This window comes from Agromyces sp. GQ35 (genome assembly GCF_059758475.1).
Genome location: NZ_JCAXEO010000001.1, coordinates 1,436,057 through 1,453,153 on the forward strand (window position 1 = coordinate 1,436,057; position 17,097 = coordinate 1,453,153).

Here is a 17,097-nt window from a genome sequence, read left to right on the forward strand (position 1 = left end):
CGGAGGAGGTCTCGTGAATCCCACCAACGCGCTCGACGGCGGGGCCCCTGCCGCGAGCTCAGGAGAGCAGTGGCGGCCCGACGTGCTCGGGGCGCACTTCGAACAGCTCACCCTGCCGCTCGGTCACGACGATCAGGGCGAACTCGTCGCCACCCTCGTGCGGCACCGACCGCCGTGGCGCCCGCGGTTCACGCGAGGCGCGGCATCCGGAGCCGATGTGCTCTACGTGCACGGCTGGAGCGACTACTTCTTCAACCCGGAGCTCGCCGAGTTCTGGTCGAATGCCGGCGCCCGCTTCTTCGCGCTCGACCTGCGCAAGTACGGCCGAAGCCTTCGTCCCGGCCAGACCCCCGGATTCATCAGCGACCTCAGCGACTACGACGCCGACATCGAGGCCGCGCTCGTCGCGATGGGCCAGGGCACAGCGGATGCCGCGGCATCCGCTCGGCCGTTGATCCTGCTGGGCCACTCGACGGGCGGGCTCACCCTCAGCCTCTGGGCGGGCCGTCATCCCGGCCGCGCCGCGGCGCTCGTGCTGAACAGCCCGTGGCTCGAGTTCCAGGCGAGTCGCGTGGGGCGGGAGGCGCTCGCGCCCGTGATCGGGTGGGGAGCGAAGGTCAACCCGCTCGGCGCGCTGCCGAACGTCGACCTCGGGTTCTACACGCGGTCGGTCGCGAAGGAGGCCGACGGCGAGTGGGAGTACGACCACGCCTGGCGGCCCGACCGCGGCTTCGCGACGCACGCGGCGTGGTTGACGGCGGTGCTGAACGGGCACGCCACGGTCGCCTCCGGAATCGACGTGGGAGCGCCGGTGCTGACGATGGTGTCGGCGAGATCGACGATCCAGCCGCGGTGGGATCCCGGGATGCTGTCGAGCGACATCGTGCTCGTCGTCGACGAGATCGCGCAACGCGCCCTGCGCCTCGCGCCGACCGTCGCCGTCGCGCGCATCGACGGGGCACTGCACGACGTGTTCCTCTCGCGGCAGCCGGCGCGGTCGGCGGCGTACGCGGCGATCACCCACTGGCTGCGCGGCTACGCCCCGCGCTCGCGCACCTGACCCCCGCCCTCTCGCCCGCGCGCCTCCCCGCCCGCGACGACCTTTCGACGCATCCGGGTAGGAATGCACCTTGGCCCTTGCCGTCAAGCCGTCGTGACGCGCGCCGACAGTCGCCCTCCACAGCGACGCCGGACCTGAACCTCGGCGGTTTCCGCCATCGTGGCGTCGCCGAGGACGCCCCAGCCGGCACAGTGATCGGATGGAGCTGCTCATCCCGAACGAGAACGGGTTCGTGCTCGCGCGCGATGCTCGCCCGGCCGGATTGACGTCTGCGCTTGCTGCGGCGGTGCGGCATGGCGATCTCGAGCGAGTGCGTCGAGGCGTGTACCGGCCACCGCCAGCATCCGACCCGGCGCTGTCGCGCCCGCAGCGCGCTGCACGTGACTACCGTCATCAGGTGCTCGCGGCCGCCGAGACACTGCGCGACCCCGTGTTCACGTCGTACTCGGCCGTCGCGCTGCACGCATTGCCGATGATCGGCTCGTGGCCCGAGGCGGCGTACGTGCTCGCTGACGGCGACCACGGCCATCGCCGTTCGTCGACGATCACGGTCGCGCGCATCGGTGATGTGCCGATCACCGAGGTCGATGGGGTCGCCGTCACGGCGATCGAGCATTCGCTCATCCAGCTGTGCAGGCACGCGCCGCTCGGCGGCGCACTGGTCGCCGTCGACGCCGCGCTCAGTTCGATGCCCTGGGAGACGTCGCCACCACTGACGACGATCGACGCGCTCTTGGCCGAGCACGAACGCCTCTTGCCGTATGCCGGCAGCCGCCGAACGTCGGCAGTGCTGCAACGAGCGACATCGCTCGCGGCGACGCCGCTCGAGACGTGCAGCAGGCTCGTGTTCGAGGAGTACGGATTCCCAGCGCTTGCGCTGCAGCATCCGCTCTGGATGCCCGAACTCGGTGCGTGGGCGTATCTCGATTTCTACTGGGGCGAGTTCGGAGTCGGCGGCGAGGCAGATGGCGACGGCAAGTACCTCAGCGGAGGAAACGCGCACGTGTCGTCGCAAACGGTGGTTCAAGAGAAGAAACGTGAGGAGGCGGTCCGTCGCCGGATGCGTGCCTTCGACCGATGGGATTGGGCCGACATGTGGGCACGCAGTCCGCTCGTCGCGCGGTTGCGTCGCCTCGGTCTGCCGGGCGGGGCACGCCGGCTGCGGCTCTTCTGAATCGCGTCACGACCTTTTGACGGAAGTGGGCGGTGATGAAGCCGTCGTAGATCGTCGAAGGGTCGTGACGGGAGAGTGGGGCGCCGCCAGCTAGCGGAAGTTCACGAACTGCAGGGCGACCTCGAGGTCTTTGCCCTTGAGCAGCGCCATCGTGGCCTGCAGGTCGTCGCGGCTCTTCGAGGAGACCCGCACCTCGTCGCCCTGCGTCTGGCTCTTCACGCTCTTGGGTGCTTCGTCGCGGATGATCTTGTTGATCTTCTTCGCGTTCTCGGAGTCGATGCCGGCCTTCATGGTCGTCTCGATGCGGAACTCCTTGCCCGACGGGAACGGCTCCCCGGCGTCGAGCGAGCGCAGCGAGATGCCGCGCTTGATGAGCTTCGCCTCGTAGACCTCGAGGATCGCTTTCGCGCGCTCCTCGCTGTTGGCCTTGATCAGCACCTTCTCGCCGGACTGCTCGATCGAGGCACCGACGTTCTTGAAGTCGTAGCGCTGCGCGACCTCTTTCTGCGCCTGGTGGAGGGCGTTGTCGGCCTCCATCTGGTCGACCTTGGAAACGATGTCGAACGTTGCATCTGCCATGCCGCCCAGTGTATCGGCGAGCGGATGCCGCGGGCATGGTGCTGCGCGCCGGTCACGAGCGCCCCGCGGAGGTCTCGATACGGCCGCGAGCGGCCTACTCGACCGGCGTCGGGCCTCGAGCGAGCCCGAGCGAATCAGGCCGGCGGGCGGGCCGTCGACGAGCGCACGCGCAACTCGTACGGCAGGGGAGTCGCGGCGGGCGTTGCGGCATCCGTCGTGCTCGGTTCGAGTTCGTCCATCAGGATCTCGACCGCCATCTCGCCCTGCACCCGCGGGAACTGCGCGACGGTGGTGAGCCCGAAGAAGTCGGAGAGGTCGTGATCGTCGATGCCGGCGATCGAGACGTCGCGCGGCACCACCAGCCCGAGGTCGCGTGCGGCGAGGATCGATCCGATCGCCATCTCGTCGGACGCCGCGAAGATCGCCGTCGGCCGATCGTGCGGTGCGCCGAGCAGCTGCTTGGCGGCGTGGTAGCCACCGCGGATCGTGAAGTCGGCCGGGGCGAAGAGCCGCGGATCGATGTGGAGTCCGGCGTCGCTGAGCGCGCCCTCGTAGCCGATGCGGCGGTTGGTCGGCAGGTGGAAGTCGAGGTCGAACTCGAGGTCGCCGCCGATGTGCGCGATGCGGGTGTGGCCGAGCCCGATGAGGTGCTCGGTCGCGAGGCGGGCGACGGCGACATCGTCGATCGTGAGGGTGCGCACGCCGGGGATGGGGCCGCCGACGCCGACCAGCGGCTTGCCGAGCTCGTGCAGGCGGGCGACCTCGGGCTCGGTGAGCTCGAGCGACACGGCGATGACGGCGTCGACGCGCTGCCGCAGCAGGAAGTGCTCGAAGACGCTCGATCGCTCCTGCCCGTCGCCCGAGAGGTTGTAGAGGGTGAGGTCGTAGCCGCTGCGGAGGAGCGACTGCTGCGCGCCCTCGAGCACCGAGGAGAAGAACCAGCGGTTCAGGAACGGGATGACGACGCCGATGTTGCGCGTACGGCCGGAGGCGAGGCTCGAGGCATTCGAGGAGACGACGTAGCCGAGACGGGCGGCGGCTTCTTCGACCTTCGCCTTCGAGGTGGGGGAGACGTGACCACGGCCGCTGAGCGCGCGCGACACGGTCGCGGTGGACACGCCCGCGAGTCTCGCGACCTCTTCGATGCCGGCCATGGCTCCTCAATCCCGGGCGTCGCCGAGTCGGTTCCCGGCCTCGCCGAGTCAGTGGAATCCTATCGCCCGGCTCGGCCGCGGCCCGCGTGGCGCATTGTCCACTTCCGCCCGGTGCGGTAGACATGCGTGTCGGGGCCGGCTCTGGGGGTGGTGGTTTGCCCCAGTCGCCGACGTGAAGGGAAAGCACCCGTGAAGTGGCTCAAGGGCATCGCTGTGGCGTTGGTCGTGATCTTCGCCCTGTTCTACATGATCAGCCGGCCTGAAGATGCGGCGAACGTCGTGCAGGGCGCGTTCGGCGCGGTCGTGACGGCAACCGAGGCAGTGGGCAGGTTCTTCACCTCCCTCGCCACATGACGCCATGAGCGTGTTCGGCTTCGATCCACGCGTCGAGCGGCATCTGATCGCCGACGAGGGCGAGGTGATCGTCGACGAGGTGCGCAAGCACTGGGCGGCGATCGTGGGCGCCGTGCTCGAGATGCTCGCGGCGGTGCCGGCACTGCTGCTGCTCGCGTGGGTGCCGCAGCAGGTGTACTGGCTGCCGCTCTTCCTCGCGCTGTTCCTGCTGCTTCACGGCCTGTGGCGCATCCTGCAGGCGCGCATGGACCGCTTCGTCATCACGAACATGCGAGTGTTCCGGGTGCACGGCATCCTCTCGCAGCGCATCGCGACCATGCCCATCTCGCGCATCCTCGACATCTCGGTGCACAAGCCGGTCATCGGCAGAGTGATCGGCTACGGGCACTTCGTCTTCGAGTCGGCGGCGCAGGACCAGGGCTTGCGCGAGATCCGCTTCGTCGGTTCCCCCGACGAGCGCGGTGCCACGATCCAGCGGGTCATCCAGCGCTCGGGCCTCCGCGGACCGGCGCGCTCCATGCATCGCGACGAGCAGTACGAGTCGGCGCCATCGCCGCGTCGTTACGACCCGGCACCGCGGCCCGACCTCTACGACACGACCCCGCAGCGCGATCCGAACGACACCGCCGAGATGCCCTGGTGGCGCGCCTCGAGTTGACGCGTCTACGGCTCCTTGCGGGGCGTCCTCGCGCTCCCGGCAGCCGATTTCTCGCACCGGGCCTCGACGGGTATCCTTGACAGGCCCCCGGTTGTGTGCAGAACGTGGTCGGGTGCGATGGCGAGTTACCCAAGCGGCCAAAGGGATCTGACTGTAAATCAGACTGCTCAGCATTCGGGGGTTCGAATCCCTCACTCGCCACCAGAGAAGCCCCGGTTCGCCGGGGCTTTCGTGGTTCCGGCCGGCGTCGCAGCGGATGCCGCGTGGCCGGCGCTCGGGCCGAACGGAACGTCGCCGGGTTAGCGTGAAGGCATGAGCGAACTCGAGTCGACGACCGGAGACCACGAAGCGACGAGCGCGGGCGAGGTGCGCGGCGGTGCGACATCCGCTGCCCTGCTCGATCTCGCGCGTCGCATCGCCGTGCAGGCGGCCGACTTCGCGCGTGCGGCGCGCCGCGGCGGCGTGAGCGTGGCCAGCACGAAGTCCTCACCGGTAGACATCGTGACGGCGGTCGATCGCGACACCGAGGCGCTCATCCGCCGGCTCGTCCTCGAGGCACGGCCCGACGACGGCATCCTCGGCGAGGAGGACGCCACGCACGTCGGCACGAGCGGCATCGACTGGGTCGTCGACCCGATCGACGGCACCGTGAACTTCCTCTACGACATTCCGGCCTGGGCGATCAGCATCGCGGTGGTCGAGGGGCCGGCGGATCCCGAGTCGTGGACCGCGCTCGCCGCGGTCGTCGTCAACCCGACGACCGGCGAGGTGTTCGAGGCGCACCGCGGCGGCGGTGCACGTCTCGACGGGCGCACGCTGCAGGTCAACTCCGAGGTGCCGCTCAGCCACGCCCTCGTCGGTACCGGGTTCTCGTACTCGGCCGAAGCACGGCGAGCACAGGCCGAGGTGCTGCTCACGCTGCTGCCGCGGGCGCGCGACATCCGTCGCATCGGTTCGGCCGCGCTCGACCTCTGCGCAGTCGCCGCCGGTCGTCTCGACGCCTACTACGAACGCGGGCTGAACCCGTGGGATCATGCCGCCGGCGCCCTCATCGCGCACGAGGCCGGAGCTCGCGTCGCAGGCCCGGCAGGCGGTGCAGCGACCTTCGAGCTCACGGTCGCGGCGGCGCCCGCGCTGTACGAGGAGCTGGCGGCGACGCTGCGCGAGGCCGGCCTGAACGCATGAGTCGGTGGCAGGACGCGCCGACGGGCGTCGTCGGCGGCGGCTCGCCCGAGCGGCCGGCCGGCCGTCAGCGCGGCGGTTCTGCGGATGTCGCGGGCGCGCGCCGCGGTGACATCCGTGAATGTCAGTTCCACATGGCGTGCACCGCCGAGACCGGGTAGTCTTTACCAATCCGTTATCCCGGTGAGACGCCGAGATGTCACCTCCCCAAACGTCCCCGTTCGCCCCACGACGCCGAGAGTTTCCCTACACGTGCTCGAGTCCCCCCTCGTGCCCGACGGTTCATCGCCAGGCACCCAGGCCCCTTTGCGGCCCGAGCGACCCCTGACCCGTCGAGAGCTGCGTGAGCGCGAAGCCGCTGAGGCGCATCGAGCCGGCGGCCAGACGTCGTACGGGCAGGCAGGTCAGCCGGGCGATGCCCAGCAGGCGGGCCGCGAACCGGCAGCGACGGACGTCTCGTGGCAAGCGATGTTCACCCCGGCGGCGGTTGTTCCGGCCCCCGGCCCGGCCGCTCCTGCAGCCGGCTCGCTTCGACCCCGGCGTGCCGCTGCTTCATCGCCCTCTGCTCTCCCGATGCCCCTCGCTCCGACACCCCAGGCCGAGCCGGTCGACCTTCCCGTCGACAGGAACTCGGCCTTCGCTGTTTCTGCACCTGCACCTGCACCTGCTCCCGTCGTCGAGCCGCAGGCGCCCGCGCCCGCTGCTCAGGCCGCCCCCGCCCCTGCGTTCCCTGCCGTGCCGGCTGCGCTGCCGGCCCCGGCCGCTGCGTTCGCCGCCGCACCCGCTGCGCAGCCGGCGCCTGCTGCGACCGCCCCTGAGGTCGTCGTGGCTGCCGCTCCTCTGACCGCGTCTGCACCTGCGGATGCGCCCGAGACCGTGCCGGGCAGCGGTGCCTTCGATGCGATCTTCGCCGGTCTCGGCGACGTCGAACCCGAGCCCGAGGTCTCGCGCGCGTCACGTCGTGAGCAGTCGTCGAAGCGCTCGCCGCGGCTGTCGCGCGCCGAGCGCAAGGCGGCGAAGGCCGACGCGGCGGCGAATGCCGACACGACGTCGAGCGCGTCCGGGCCTCGTCGGAGCGCACCAGCAGCCGTGCCTGCGGTCGTGCCTGCGGTCACCGCTCCCACCGCCGACTTCGCCGCCCTCATCGAGTCGGCGAGCGCGCTGCCCGAGCCGGTCGTCGAGGCCGTGCCGACAGCGTCGCTTCCCGAGCTCGGTAGTGCGAACACGGGCGTCCCCTCCGGCCGGCGTGCCCTCGTCAGCCGCGAAACCCTCGTGGCAGCGGCGTCCGAGAGCGCCGCTCCCGCGATCGCAGACCTCGAGCATCACCGCATCCCGTGGCAGCCGTCGACCGGTGTCGTCCGCGACGCCGACAGCCGGTCGCGGCGTGCGGCCGGTGCCGCCGTCGCGTCCGGCGGGCGTGTACGTCGAGGCACCGCGACCGCGGCGTCCGCACCGGGCCGCCCCCCTGGCAACGGTCGCGTGAAGGGTCCGCGCCGCGTGACTCGCGTGGCCAGCGGCCTCGCGGCCATGGGATTCGCCGCGCTACTCCTCATCACGACCTCGGTGCCCGCACTCTCGCTGCTCTCGCCCGCCGAGGTGCAGGCCATGGCCCTCGAGAGCGCGACGCTCGACAGCGAGCCCGGCCAGCGCGTCGAGATCACGGGCGGCACCCTCGCCCAAACGGTCGAGCGCGAGGGCTACGAGACGCAGACGATCGACGAGTACGCGCGTGCGGCCGGCATCCGCGCCGAGGCGACGTTCACCAACAACCCGGCGGGCACCATCCAGTGGCCCTTCGCGGTGGGCGTGCACATCGGCGACCGGTTCGGCTACCGCGACTGCGCGGGCTGCTCGAGCGATCACGGTGGTCAGGACTTCAACCCCGGGCTCGGCGCCGAGATCCAGGCGATCGCCGACGGAGTGGTGTCGAACTCGACGGACTCCGGTGGATCCCTCGGCGTGGTCATGATGATCGACCATGTCATCGACGGCGAGACCGTGACGAGCGTCTACGCGCACATGGTCGACGGCTCGCGGCGCTTCGAGGTCGGCGAGACCGTGAAGGTCGGCGATCCCATCGGACAGACGGGCAACACGGGCATGTCGACGGGCCCGCACCTGCACTTCGAGATCCGCATAGGCGGTATCAACGGCACCAAGGTCGACCCGCTCGTCTGGCTCTACGACCACACGAACTGACGTCCGCAGAGAAGGCCGCGATGCACGAGTCGACGGATGCCGCGGCGATCGGGCCGACGCTCGCGCAGGCCAGCGTGCGGCCGCACGTGCACGGCCGCACCGTCGACGACCAGACCCGCTGCGTGCACTACGCCACGAGCGTCGACGTCGTCGCCATCCGGTTCGCCTGCTGCGACCGGTACTACCCGTGCCACTCCTGTCACGACGAAACGGCGTCGCACCCGGTCGTGCGGGTACCCAGGGCCGAGTGGGATGCGCCGGGCATCCTCTGCGGAGTCTGCGGCACGCAGTTCTCGGTGAGCGCCTACCGCTCGACCGACTCCTGCCCGGCCTGCGCCGCGGACTTCAACCCGCGCTGCCGCCTGCACTGGGATCTGTACTTCGACGACGTGTGAGACACGTTCGCGTCGAGCTACGGCTCGCAGCGCGGGCAGCGCTGCGCGACCGGCGCCGCGAGCTACGCCGTGAGCCACGCCGTCGTATCGGCGGGCAGCACGCGACCGGCGAGGGCTTCGCTCGAGAGCAGCACCTCGCCCTCTGGCAGCTCGACCGCGGCATCGCCGGTATTGGCGATCACGACCACGTCGCCGTTGCGGAACGCCACGACCGACTCGGGGAACCCGGGCAGCCATTCGACCGCACCGGCACCGAGCTCGCGCGCGCGCCGCAGTGCGAGCGCGTCACGGTAGAGCGAGAGGGTCGAGGTCGGGTCGCCCTGCTGCCGGTCACGTGCCAGCGATGCCCACTGCGCGGGCTGCGGCAGCCACGACGCGTCCGTCGGCCCGAAGCCGTACGAGGGCGCTGAGCCTTCCCACGGCAGCGGCACGCGGCATCCGTCGCGGCCGTAGCGCTCGCCGGCGGTGCGGAACCACGTCGGATCCTGACGGGCGTCGTCGGGCAGGTCGATGACCTCGGGCAGGCCGAGCTCCTCGCCCTGGTACAGGTACGCCGAGCCGGGAAGCGCGAGCATGAGCGCCGTCGCGGCGCGAGCCCGGCGCACGCCGGTCGCGTACTCGGGAAGCCCCTTCGAGCGCGGTCCGAGACCGTGGCCCTGCGGGTTCGCCTCGGTGACCGAGAGCCGGGTCGCGTGCCGTACGACATCGTGGTTGGAGAGCACCCAGGTCGACGGGGCGCCGACCGAGCCGAAAGCATCGAGGGAGGCGTCGATGACGTGGCGCAGCGCCTCGGCCTTCCATGGCGTCTCGAGGTAGGCGAAGTTGAACGCCTGGTGCATCTCATCGGGGCGCACCCACTTCGCCACGCGGGGGAGCGGGTCGACCCAGGCCTCGGCCGCGAGGATGCGTTCGCCGGCGTACTCGTCGAGCAGTGCGCGCCAATCGCGGTAGATCTCGTGCACGCCATCCTGGCCCCAGTAGGGTGCACCGTCACCTGGCTCGGCCGAGATCTCGGGCTCGAGCGCAACTCCGGATGTCTCGGCGGTGAGGCCCGCCGCGCCGCCCATGCTGCCGCCCTCGGCCGGGGGCGTGTAGTCGGGCAGCCCCTCGGCCTTGATCATGCCGTGGGCGACGTCGACGCGGAACCCGTCGACGCCGCGATCGAGCCAGAAGCGGAGGATGTCGCGGAACTTCTCGCGCACCTCGTCGTTGGTCCAGTCGAAGTCGGGCTGCGAGCTGTCGAAGAGGTGCAGGTACCACTGGCCCGGGGTGCCGTCGGCCTCGAGCACCCGGGTCCACGCGGGGCCGCCGAAGACCGACTCCCAGTTGTTCGGCGCCTCGGCACCGTCGGGGCCGCGGCCGTCGCGGAAGAGGTACCGGGCGCGCTCGGGGCTGCCGGGGGGCGCCGCGAGCGCGGCCTGGAACCACTCGTGCGCGTCGGAGGAGTGGTTCGGGACGAGGTCGACGATCACGCGGATGCCGCGGGCGTGCGCCTCGGCCACCATCTCGTCGAAGTCGGCGAGGGTGCCGAAGAGCGGGTCGACGTCGCAGTAGTCGGCGACGTCGTAGCCGGCGTCGCGCTGGGGCGAGGTGTAGAACGGCGAGAGCCAGATGGCGTCGATGCCGAGCTCTTGCAGGGCCACGAGCCGTGAGGTGATGCCGGCGAGGTCGCCCATGCCGTCGCCGTTCGCGTCGGCGAAGGACCGCGGGTAGATCTGGTAGATCGCGGCAGTGCGCCACCATTCGGAAGTCATGACGGAAACTGTACGACATCCCGTCACCTGATGGAAACGCTTGCAGTCAGAGAGCTTCACCTGTTGGTTACAAACCGGTATCGATGCTGGCGCAGCAGTTTGGTAAAGGGCCTCGCGCAGGGTATACCTGTAATCGCTTGCATCATGCGGGCAATCCCACGCACACTGAGAAGGGCACACCAATGAGGGTGAACACGAAGAGCCTCCTCGCTGCCGGGGCCGTCGCAGTCATCGCGACGCTCGGTCTCGCGAGCTGCTCCGCCGGCGACAGCGGCTCCGAAGGCGAGGCCTCGTCGAGCGGCACGCTGACGGTCTGGGTCGACGCCGAGCGGGTCGACGCGCTGCAGGCTGCAGCCGACGCGTACTCCGAGGAGAAGGGCGTGAAGGTCGAGCTCGTCGGCAAGGACAACGCCGACATCAAAGACGACTTCATCCAGCAGGTGCCGACGGGCAAGGGCCCCGACATCACGATGGGTGCGCACGACTGGCTGGGCGAGCTCTCGACGAACGGCGTCGTCGCCCCGATCGAGCTCGGCGACTCCGCCGCCGACTACCTCCCGGTCGCGATCGACGCGTCGACCTACGAGGGCACCGTCTACATGCTTCCCTACGCGGTCGAGAACATCGCCGTGCTGCGCAACGCCGACCTCGTTCCCGAGGCCGCAGCGAGCTTCGACGACATGATCGCGAAGGGCCAGGCCGCGGGCCTCGCCCAGCCGTTCGTCGTCGAGCAGGGTGCAGAGGGCAACCCCTACCACCTCTACCCGTTCCAGACCGCGTTCGGCGCTCCCGTCTTCGGCAGCAACGACCAGGGCTACGACCCGACCGACCTGCAGCTCGGCAACGCCGGCGGCGAGCAGTTCGCGACGTGGCTCGGCAGCCAGGGCAAGAACGGCACCGGCGTCTTCAACACCGACGTCGACGGCGACATCGCCAAGCAGGCCTTCCTCGACGGCACGGCGGCCTTCTGGCTGACCGGCCCGTGGAACGTCGGCGCAGCGACCGACGCCGGCATCAACGTCGCGATCGACACCGTGCCGAGCCCGACCGCTGAGGCTGCGTCGCCGTTCGCCGGCGTGAAGGGCTTCTTCATCTCGTCCGAGTCGAAGAACAAGGTCGCCGCGAACGACTTCCTCGTCAACTACCTCGGCACCGAAGACGTGCAGCTCGAGCTCTTCAAGGCCGGCAACGTGCTGCCCGCGCTGAGCGCCGCAGCCGAGACCGCGTCGGAAGACCCGATCGTCGCCGGCTTCGCCGCCGTCGGTGCAGAGGCCGTGCCGATGCCCGCGATTCCCGCCATGGGCGCCGTCTGGCAGTACTGGGGCATCGCCGAGGCCGACATCATCAACGGTGCCGACCCCGTCGCCACCTGGCAGAAGCTGACCGCTGACGTGCAGGCTGCGATCAGCAAGTAACGGCAGAGCAGCTCCGGGTCGGATGTCGCCACGGCATCCGGCCCGGAGCACTCACGTGCGACGAGAAGAGCGAGCAGCATGAGCACCACGATCGACGACGAGGTCACGCCCGAGACCACGCCGAAGCCGACGAAGCGCCAGCGTCGTGCGGCGAACATCGCCGACGCGGCATCCGGCGGGGTGAAGATGCTGCTGGTGAAGCTGCTGCTGCTCGGCATCGTCGACGCGATCGCGGTCTACGGCGTCGTCATCCTCGCGAGCGCCGGCCAGTGGCTCGTCGCGGCCATCGTCGCCGTCGTGACCGTGATCGTCAACTGGATCTACTTCTCGCGACGCAAGCTTCCGGCGAAGTACCTCGCGCCGGGCGTCATCTTCCTCGTCATCTTCCAGGTGTTCGTGCTCGTCTACACGGGCTACATCGCCTTCACCAACTACGGCACGGGCCACAACGGCTCGAAGGAGCAGGCGGTCAGCTCGCTCATGGCCTCGTCGCTCGAGCGCGTCGAGGACTCGCCCACCTACCCGGTCACGGTCGTCGACCAGGGCGGCACGCTCGGCCTGCTGGTGACCGACCCCGACGGCCAGGCCAGCGTCGGCACGAACGAGCAGCCGCTCGACGAGGTCGACGCCGAGATGGAGGGCGGCAAGGCCGTCGCCATCGACGGCTGGAGCACCCTGAGCTTCGCCGACGTCATCGCCCGCACCGACGAGATCACCGAGCTCGCGGTGCCGTTCTCCGACGACCCGAACGACGGGGCGCTGCGCACTCCCGACGGGTCGAGCGCCTACCTCTACCTCTCGAACCTCGAGTACGACGAGGCTGCCGGCACGATGACGAACCTCGACACCGGCACCGTCTACTCCGACCTCGGCACGGGTGCGTTCACCTCCGACCAGGGCGAAGAGCTGCTGCCGGGCTGGCAGATCGTGGTCGGCTTCGACAACTTCGTGCGCGCCGTCACCGACGAGCGCCTCGCGGGCCCGCTCATCTACGTCACGCTGTGGACCTTCGCGTTCGCACTCATCTCGGTCGCGTCGACGTTCTTCCTCGGCCTGTTCCTCGCGATCGTCTTCAACGACATGCGCATGCGGGGCCGCAAGTACTACCGCGTGCTGATGATCCTGCCGTACGCGATCCCCTCGTTCCTCTCGGCACTCGTCTGGGCCGGCATGATGAACGAGAGCTTCGGATTCATCAACCAGGTGCTGCTCGGCGGGGCATCCGTGCCGTGGCTCACCGACCCGGTGCTCGCCAAGGTCTCGGTGCTCATCGTGAACCTCTGGCTCGGATTCCCGTACATGTTCCTCGTGTGCACGGGTGCGCTGCAGTCGATCCCCGATGAGCTGCAAGAGGCCGCGACCGTCGACGGCGCGAAACCATGGGCCGTGTTCCGGCTCATCAAGCTGCCGCTGCTGCTCGTCTCGGTCGCGCCGCTGCTCATCGCGTCGTTCGCGTTCAACTTCAACAACTTCAACGTGATCTACATGCTCACCGACGGTGGGCCGCGCGACTCGAACGCGCCGATTCCCGTCGGGTTCACCGACATCCTGATCTCGATGGTCTACAAGGTGGCGTTCACCGGGCAGACGCGTGACTACGGCCTCGCGAGCGCGTACTCGATCATCATCTTCATCATCGTGGCCGTGATCTCGGTCATCGCCTTCCGTCGCACCAAGTCGCTCGAGGAGCTCAACTGATGTCCGCGCAGCAGCCAGTTCCCGGTACGCCGACCGGCCTCATCGCCGGTGAGATCGACGAGTTCGCGGATGCCTCGACGCGCGCGAGCGTCTCGGTGATGGGCTCCGCCCCCCGCGCGCCGATGCCGCGCAAGCCGTTCCAGTTCGGCCGCTGGTTCCGGGCGACCGGCTGGCGCCACATCGTCGGCGTCGTGATGGTGCTCTTCTCGCTCTTCCCGATCGTGTTCGTGATCTCGTCGGCGCTGAACCCGCAGGGCACGCTCACCGGGTCGAACGCGCTCTTCTCGAAGATCGGCATCGACAGCTTCGTGCGCATCCTCACCGACCCCAAGGTTCCGTTCCTCACGTGGTTCGGCAACACCCTCATGATCGCGGGCATCACCGCGGTCGCGACGGTGTTCCTCGGTGCGCTCGCGGCGTACTCCTTCTCACGCATGCGGTTCACGGGCCGTCGCTTCGGGCTCATCTCGATCGTCGTCGTGCAGATGTTTCCGCAGCTGCTCGCGGTCGTCGCGATCTTCCTGCTGATGAGCGCGATCGGCGACTGGTTCCCCGCGATCGGCTTGAACACGCACCTCGGCCTCATCATGGTGTACCTCGGCGGCGCGCTGGGTGTGAACACGTACCTCATGTACGGCTTCTTCAACACGGTGCCCGCCTCGATCGACGAGGCGGCGAAGCTCGACGGCGCGGGGCACGCACGGATCTTCTTCACGATCATCCTTCGGCTCGTCGCGCCGATCCTCTCGGTCGTGGCGCTGCTCTCGTTCATCGCGTCGGTCAACGAGTTCGTCGTGGCATCCGTGCTGCTCATCGATACCGAGCAGCAGACGCTCGCCGTGGGCCTCACCAAGCTCGTCTCGAACCCGCGCTACGCCGACTGGAGCGCGTTCTCGGCCGGCGCCGTGATCGCGGCGCTGCCGGTGGTGGCGCTCTTCCTCTTCCTGCAGAAGTACATCGTCGGCGGGCTCACCGCCGGCGCCGTGAAGTAGCCAGCACTCTCGCGTCGGCCGGGCCACCCTCTTCCTGGCTTCTCAGCAATGTCTCTTCCCGACCTCGCAGCAATTCAGGAGCGGAGGCGTGTCGCGCCGCTGCCGGTGTCATTTCGATAGCGACTCGCCACTCCCATCCTGAATTGCTGCAGGTGCCGTGGGTGGGTGATGGAAAGGTGGACTCATGCCAGAGGCCCTGACACCGCATCATGACGGATCCCCGCTGCACGTCTCGACCCCGGCGCCTGCGCTCGGCGAGGTCGTGCAGGTTCGGCTGCGGGTGTCCGAGTCGTTCGGGCCGCTCTCGTGGGTCGGCACCCGGTCGAACCCGAACCGCGAGCCGCGGTTCGACGAGGCATCCCTCATCGCGACGATCGACGGCTGGCAGTGGTGGCAGGCGGCCGTCGAGGTCGAGAACCCCGTGCACGGCTACCGCTGGCTGCTCGTCGGCGCTGACGGGCGTCAGCACTGGCTGAACCAGCTCGGCCTGTCGGCGGTCGAGACGCGCGACCACGACGACTTCAAGCTCCTCGCCCATGAGGCGGCGCCCGAGTGGGCGGCGTCGAGCGTCATGTACCAGGTGTTCCCCGACCGGTTCGCGAGGTCGGGCGATGCCCCGTTCGACACGCTCAGGGCCGAGGGCGCGCTGCCCGAATGGGCGATGCCGGCCGACTGGAGCGACCCCGTCGACCCGGTCTACCCCGGGCGCTCGAAGCAGCTCTTCGGCGGCGACCTCGACGGGGTGCGCGAGAAGCTCGACCACCTCGAGTCGCTCGGCGTCGACCTGCTCTACCTGACGCCGGTCTTCCCAGCACGCTCGAATCACCGGTACGACGCCTCGACCTTCGACCTCGTCGATCCCCTGCTGGGCGGCGACGACGCGCTCGTGAGGCTCGTCGAGGCGGCGCACGCGCGCGGCATCCGCGTGATCGGCGACCTGACCTCGAACCACTCGGGCGATGCGCACGAGTGGTTCCGTGCTGCCCAGGCCGACCCGGCGGCGCCCGAGCGCGAGTTCTACTTCTTCCGCGACGAGGCGCACGGCGGCGGCTACGAGTCATGGCTCGGCGTGCCGAGCCTGCCGAAGCTCGACTGGAGCTCGACCGAACTGCGCCGGCGCTTCATCGAGGGTCGAGACTCGGTGGTCGCGCGCTTCCTCGCCCCGCCGTTCAACCTCGACGGCTGGCGCATCGACGTCGCGAACATGACCGGGCGGCTCGGCGAGACCGACCTGAACGCCGAGGTGCGTCAGACGATCCGCCGCACGATGATCGACGTGAACCCCGACACGATCCTGCTCGGCGAGTCCACGAACGACGCGGCGAGCGACTTCCAGGGCGATGCGTGGCACGGGGCGATGACCTACACGCCGTTCACGAGGCCGCTCTGGAGCTGGCTGCTCGAACCCGGCAGCCCCGGCGGCGGCGGCATCGGCTTCGCCCTGCAGCGAGTGCCGTCGTTCACGGGCGGCGACTTCCACGCCACGCACCTGCGGTTCGCCGCCGGGTTCCCGTGGCGCACGCGTCTGGCCACCATGAACGCGCTCGACACGCACGACACCCCGCGGTTCGCGACGCACGCCCGGCCCGGCACGGTGCCGGCGGCCCTCGGCCTCGCGGTCACCCTGCCCGGCATCCCGGTGGTCTGGGCCGGCGACGAGTTCGGGCTTACCGGCGAAGACGGTGAGGCGTCGCGCACGCCGATTCCGTGGGGGAGTGAGGCGTCGGCCGAGGTCGCCCCTGTGCTCGATTTGTATCGCGAGCTGCTCCGGCTGCGCCGCGACCACCCGGTGCTCGCGAGCGGCGGCATCCGCTGGCTCGCTGTCGACGATGATGCGGTGGCATTCGTGCGAGAGTCGGCTGCAGAGACGGTGCTCGTCGTCGCCTCGCGGGCGGCGGCGGTGCTCGAATTCGACGCCGACGGGCTGGCCGGGTCGGATGCCGCGACGAGTCTGTTCGGCGACGTGAGGCTCGAGGCATCCGCTGGTCGAATCACGCTGCAGATCGACGGTGCGGGTTTCGCTGCGGTCGCCTTGCCGGGCGTCGCGACCCCGTCGTGGCAGGGCGTGCCTGCATGAACCGACGCCCGTGCAGTGAGACCGGCGCACGCTCGTGGTCACGGTTCGGCGGCACTCCGCAGAAGTGATATCCTCGTACGGTTGCCGATTGTGGCAGCGCGCCCCGATAGCTCAGTGGTAGAGCACTTCCATGGTAAGGAAGGGGTCGTCAGTTCAATCCTGACTCGGGGCTCTGGTTCTCTTCGGTTCTGCCGTCGAGGCCTACCCGGCGGGGTAGCTCAGGTGGTTAGAGCACACGGCTCATAATCGTGGTGTCGCGGGTTCGAGTCCCGCCCTCGCTACTGTCAGACTTCAGCTCTCCCTGCGCGCGGCACGGCTCATGGCGGTGCGTGTTCGTATCTGTGTGATTCGGAACAGCCAAGTTCGAATGCTTCCGTACGCACTGCCGGCGTGCTTTCCTACCCTT

The 17,097-nt window shown here is 69.5% G+C and carries 15 protein-coding genes and 3 tRNA genes; 15 read left to right on the forward strand and 3 right to left on the reverse strand.

Annotated features, from left to right (window positions below; translation table 11 throughout):
- The first annotated feature begins 13 nt into the window (after positions 1 to 13).
- Positions 14 to 1,060, forward strand: coding sequence for an alpha/beta hydrolase (locus AC6CH0_RS06780; RefSeq protein ID WP_498099044.1), 1,047 nt, complete (start codon positions 14 to 16; stop codon positions 1,058 to 1,060).
- 199 nt (positions 1,061 to 1,259) lie between these two features.
- Positions 1,260 to 2,234 carry a type IV toxin-antitoxin system AbiEi family antitoxin domain-containing protein gene (locus AC6CH0_RS06785; RefSeq protein ID WP_498099045.1) on the forward strand — a complete coding sequence of 325 codons (975 nt, stop codon included), beginning with the start codon at positions 1,260 to 1,262 and terminating at the stop codon, positions 2,232 to 2,234.
- Between the two features lie 90 nt (positions 2,235 to 2,324).
- Here the strand turns inward: AC6CH0_RS06785 and AC6CH0_RS06790 are convergent, their stop codons facing one another.
- Both AC6CH0_RS06790 and AC6CH0_RS06795 read right to left on the reverse strand, forming a co-directional pair.
- Positions 2,325 to 2,813, reverse strand: coding sequence for a YajQ family cyclic di-GMP-binding protein (locus AC6CH0_RS06790; protein ID WP_022891219.1), 489 nt, complete (start codon positions 2,811 to 2,813; stop codon positions 2,325 to 2,327).
- 134 nt (positions 2,814 to 2,947) lie between these two features.
- Positions 2,948 to 3,967 carry a LacI family DNA-binding transcriptional regulator gene (locus tag AC6CH0_RS06795; RefSeq protein ID WP_498099046.1) on the reverse strand — a complete coding sequence of 340 codons (1,020 nt, stop codon included), beginning with the start codon at positions 3,965 to 3,967 and terminating at the stop codon, positions 2,948 to 2,950.
- A gap of 189 nt (positions 3,968 to 4,156) precedes the next feature.
- Here AC6CH0_RS06795 and AC6CH0_RS06800 point away from each other — a divergent pair, with 189 nt between their 5' ends.
- The 7 genes from AC6CH0_RS06800 to AC6CH0_RS06830 all read left to right on the forward strand — a co-directional run bounded on the left by AC6CH0_RS06800 (position 4,157) and on the right by AC6CH0_RS06830 (position 8,755).
- A complete protein-coding gene (locus tag AC6CH0_RS06800; RefSeq protein ID WP_498099047.1) occupies positions 4,157 to 4,321 on the forward strand; it encodes a hypothetical protein in 165 nt (54 codons plus the stop codon).
- A 4-nt stretch (positions 4,322 to 4,325) separates the two neighbouring features.
- A complete protein-coding gene (locus AC6CH0_RS06805; RefSeq protein ID WP_498099048.1) occupies positions 4,326 to 4,979 on the forward strand; it encodes a PH domain-containing protein in 654 nt (217 codons plus the stop codon).
- Positions 4,980 to 5,098: 119 nt separating this feature from the next.
- Positions 5,099 to 5,183: transfer RNA gene (locus AC6CH0_RS06810), tRNA-Tyr, on the forward strand.
- A gap of 108 nt (positions 5,184 to 5,291) precedes the next feature.
- Positions 5,292 to 6,164 carry an inositol monophosphatase family protein gene (locus AC6CH0_RS06815; protein ID WP_498099049.1) on the forward strand — a complete coding sequence of 291 codons (873 nt, stop codon included), beginning with the start codon at positions 5,292 to 5,294 and terminating at the stop codon, positions 6,162 to 6,164.
- A complete protein-coding gene (locus AC6CH0_RS06820) occupies positions 6,161 to 6,322 on the forward strand; it encodes a hypothetical protein (RefSeq protein WP_498099050.1) in 162 nt (53 codons plus the stop codon). Before AC6CH0_RS06815 ends, AC6CH0_RS06820 begins: the two co-directional genes overlap by 4 nt.
- Before the next feature lie 412 nt (positions 6,323 to 6,734).
- Entirely contained in the window at positions 6,735 to 8,360 is a 1,626-nt protein-coding gene (locus tag AC6CH0_RS06825) for a M23 family metallopeptidase (protein WP_498099051.1), read from the forward strand.
- Between the two features lie 20 nt (positions 8,361 to 8,380).
- Positions 8,381 to 8,755: a CHY zinc finger protein gene (locus AC6CH0_RS06830; protein WP_498099052.1), complete on the forward strand. Its 375-nt coding sequence runs from the start codon at positions 8,381 to 8,383 to the stop codon at positions 8,753 to 8,755.
- Positions 8,756 to 8,817: 62 nt separating this feature from the next.
- Here AC6CH0_RS06830 and AC6CH0_RS06835 read toward each other — a convergent pair whose 3' ends face one another.
- Positions 8,818 to 10,509 carry a glycoside hydrolase family 13 protein gene (locus tag AC6CH0_RS06835; protein ID WP_498099053.1) on the reverse strand — a complete coding sequence of 564 codons (1,692 nt, stop codon included), beginning with the start codon at positions 10,507 to 10,509 and terminating at the stop codon, positions 8,818 to 8,820.
- Positions 10,510 to 10,691: 182 nt separating this feature from the next.
- Between AC6CH0_RS06835 and AC6CH0_RS06840 the strand changes: the two genes are divergently transcribed.
- The 6 genes from AC6CH0_RS06840 (at position 10,692) to AC6CH0_RS06865 (ending at position 16,972) form a co-directional block, all read left to right on the forward strand.
- Positions 10,692 to 11,924, forward strand: a complete 1,233-nt coding sequence (locus AC6CH0_RS06840; RefSeq protein ID WP_498099054.1) for a sugar ABC transporter substrate-binding protein — start codon at positions 10,692 to 10,694, stop codon at positions 11,922 to 11,924.
- A 78-nt stretch (positions 11,925 to 12,002) separates the two neighbouring features.
- Complete coding sequence (locus AC6CH0_RS06845; RefSeq protein ID WP_498099056.1) at positions 12,003 to 13,622, forward strand: ABC transporter permease subunit; 1,620 nt, start codon at positions 12,003 to 12,005, stop codon at positions 13,620 to 13,622.
- A 98-nt stretch (positions 13,623 to 13,720) separates the two neighbouring features.
- The gene (locus AC6CH0_RS06850) at positions 13,721 to 14,614 is read left to right on the forward strand and encodes a sugar ABC transporter permease (protein ID WP_498101060.1); all 894 of its coding nucleotides are present in this window, start codon (positions 13,721 to 13,723) and stop codon (positions 14,612 to 14,614) included.
- A 184-nt stretch (positions 14,615 to 14,798) separates the two neighbouring features.
- Positions 14,799 to 16,691 carry a glycoside hydrolase family 13 protein gene (locus tag AC6CH0_RS06855; protein ID WP_498099058.1) on the forward strand — a complete coding sequence of 631 codons (1,893 nt, stop codon included), beginning with the start codon at positions 14,799 to 14,801 and terminating at the stop codon, positions 16,689 to 16,691.
- A gap of 100 nt (positions 16,692 to 16,791) precedes the next feature.
- Positions 16,792 to 16,863, forward strand: a tRNA-Thr gene (locus tag AC6CH0_RS06860).
- A 35-nt stretch (positions 16,864 to 16,898) separates the two neighbouring features.
- Positions 16,899 to 16,972, forward strand: a tRNA-Met gene (locus AC6CH0_RS06865).
- The last annotated feature ends 125 nt before the right edge of the window (positions 16,973 to 17,097 follow it).

Coding starts and splice junctions, on each gene's coding strand:
- AC6CH0_RS06785 (WP_498099045.1), top strand. CDS start 1,260: ATGGAGCTGCTCATCCCGAACGAGAACGGGTTCGTGCTCGCGCGCGAT.
- AC6CH0_RS06790 (WP_022891219.1), bottom strand. CDS start 2,813: ATGGCAGATGCAACGTTCGACATCGTTTCCAAGGTCGACCAGATGGAG.
- AC6CH0_RS06795 (WP_498099046.1), bottom strand. CDS start 3,967: ATGGCCGGCATCGAAGAGGTCGCGAGACTCGCGGGCGTGTCCACCGCG.
- AC6CH0_RS06805 (WP_498099048.1), top strand. CDS start 4,326: ATGAGCGTGTTCGGCTTCGATCCACGCGTCGAGCGGCATCTGATCGCC.
- AC6CH0_RS06815 (WP_498099049.1), top strand. CDS start 5,292: ATGAGCGAACTCGAGTCGACGACCGGAGACCACGAAGCGACGAGCGCG.
- AC6CH0_RS06820 (WP_498099050.1), top strand. CDS start 6,161: ATGAGTCGGTGGCAGGACGCGCCGACGGGCGTCGTCGGCGGCGGCTCG.
- AC6CH0_RS06825 (WP_498099051.1), top strand. CDS start 6,735: ATGCCCCTCGCTCCGACACCCCAGGCCGAGCCGGTCGACCTTCCCGTC.
- AC6CH0_RS06830 (WP_498099052.1), top strand. CDS start 8,381: ATGCACGAGTCGACGGATGCCGCGGCGATCGGGCCGACGCTCGCGCAG.
- AC6CH0_RS06835 (WP_498099053.1), bottom strand. CDS start 10,509: ATGACTTCCGAATGGTGGCGCACTGCCGCGATCTACCAGATCTACCCG.
- AC6CH0_RS06840 (WP_498099054.1), top strand. CDS start 10,692: ATGAGGGTGAACACGAAGAGCCTCCTCGCTGCCGGGGCCGTCGCAGTC.
- AC6CH0_RS06845 (WP_498099056.1), top strand. CDS start 12,003: ATGAGCACCACGATCGACGACGAGGTCACGCCCGAGACCACGCCGAAG.
- AC6CH0_RS06850 (WP_498101060.1), top strand. CDS start 13,721: ATGGGCTCCGCCCCCCGCGCGCCGATGCCGCGCAAGCCGTTCCAGTTC.
- AC6CH0_RS06855 (WP_498099058.1), top strand. CDS start 14,799: ATGCCAGAGGCCCTGACACCGCATCATGACGGATCCCCGCTGCACGTC.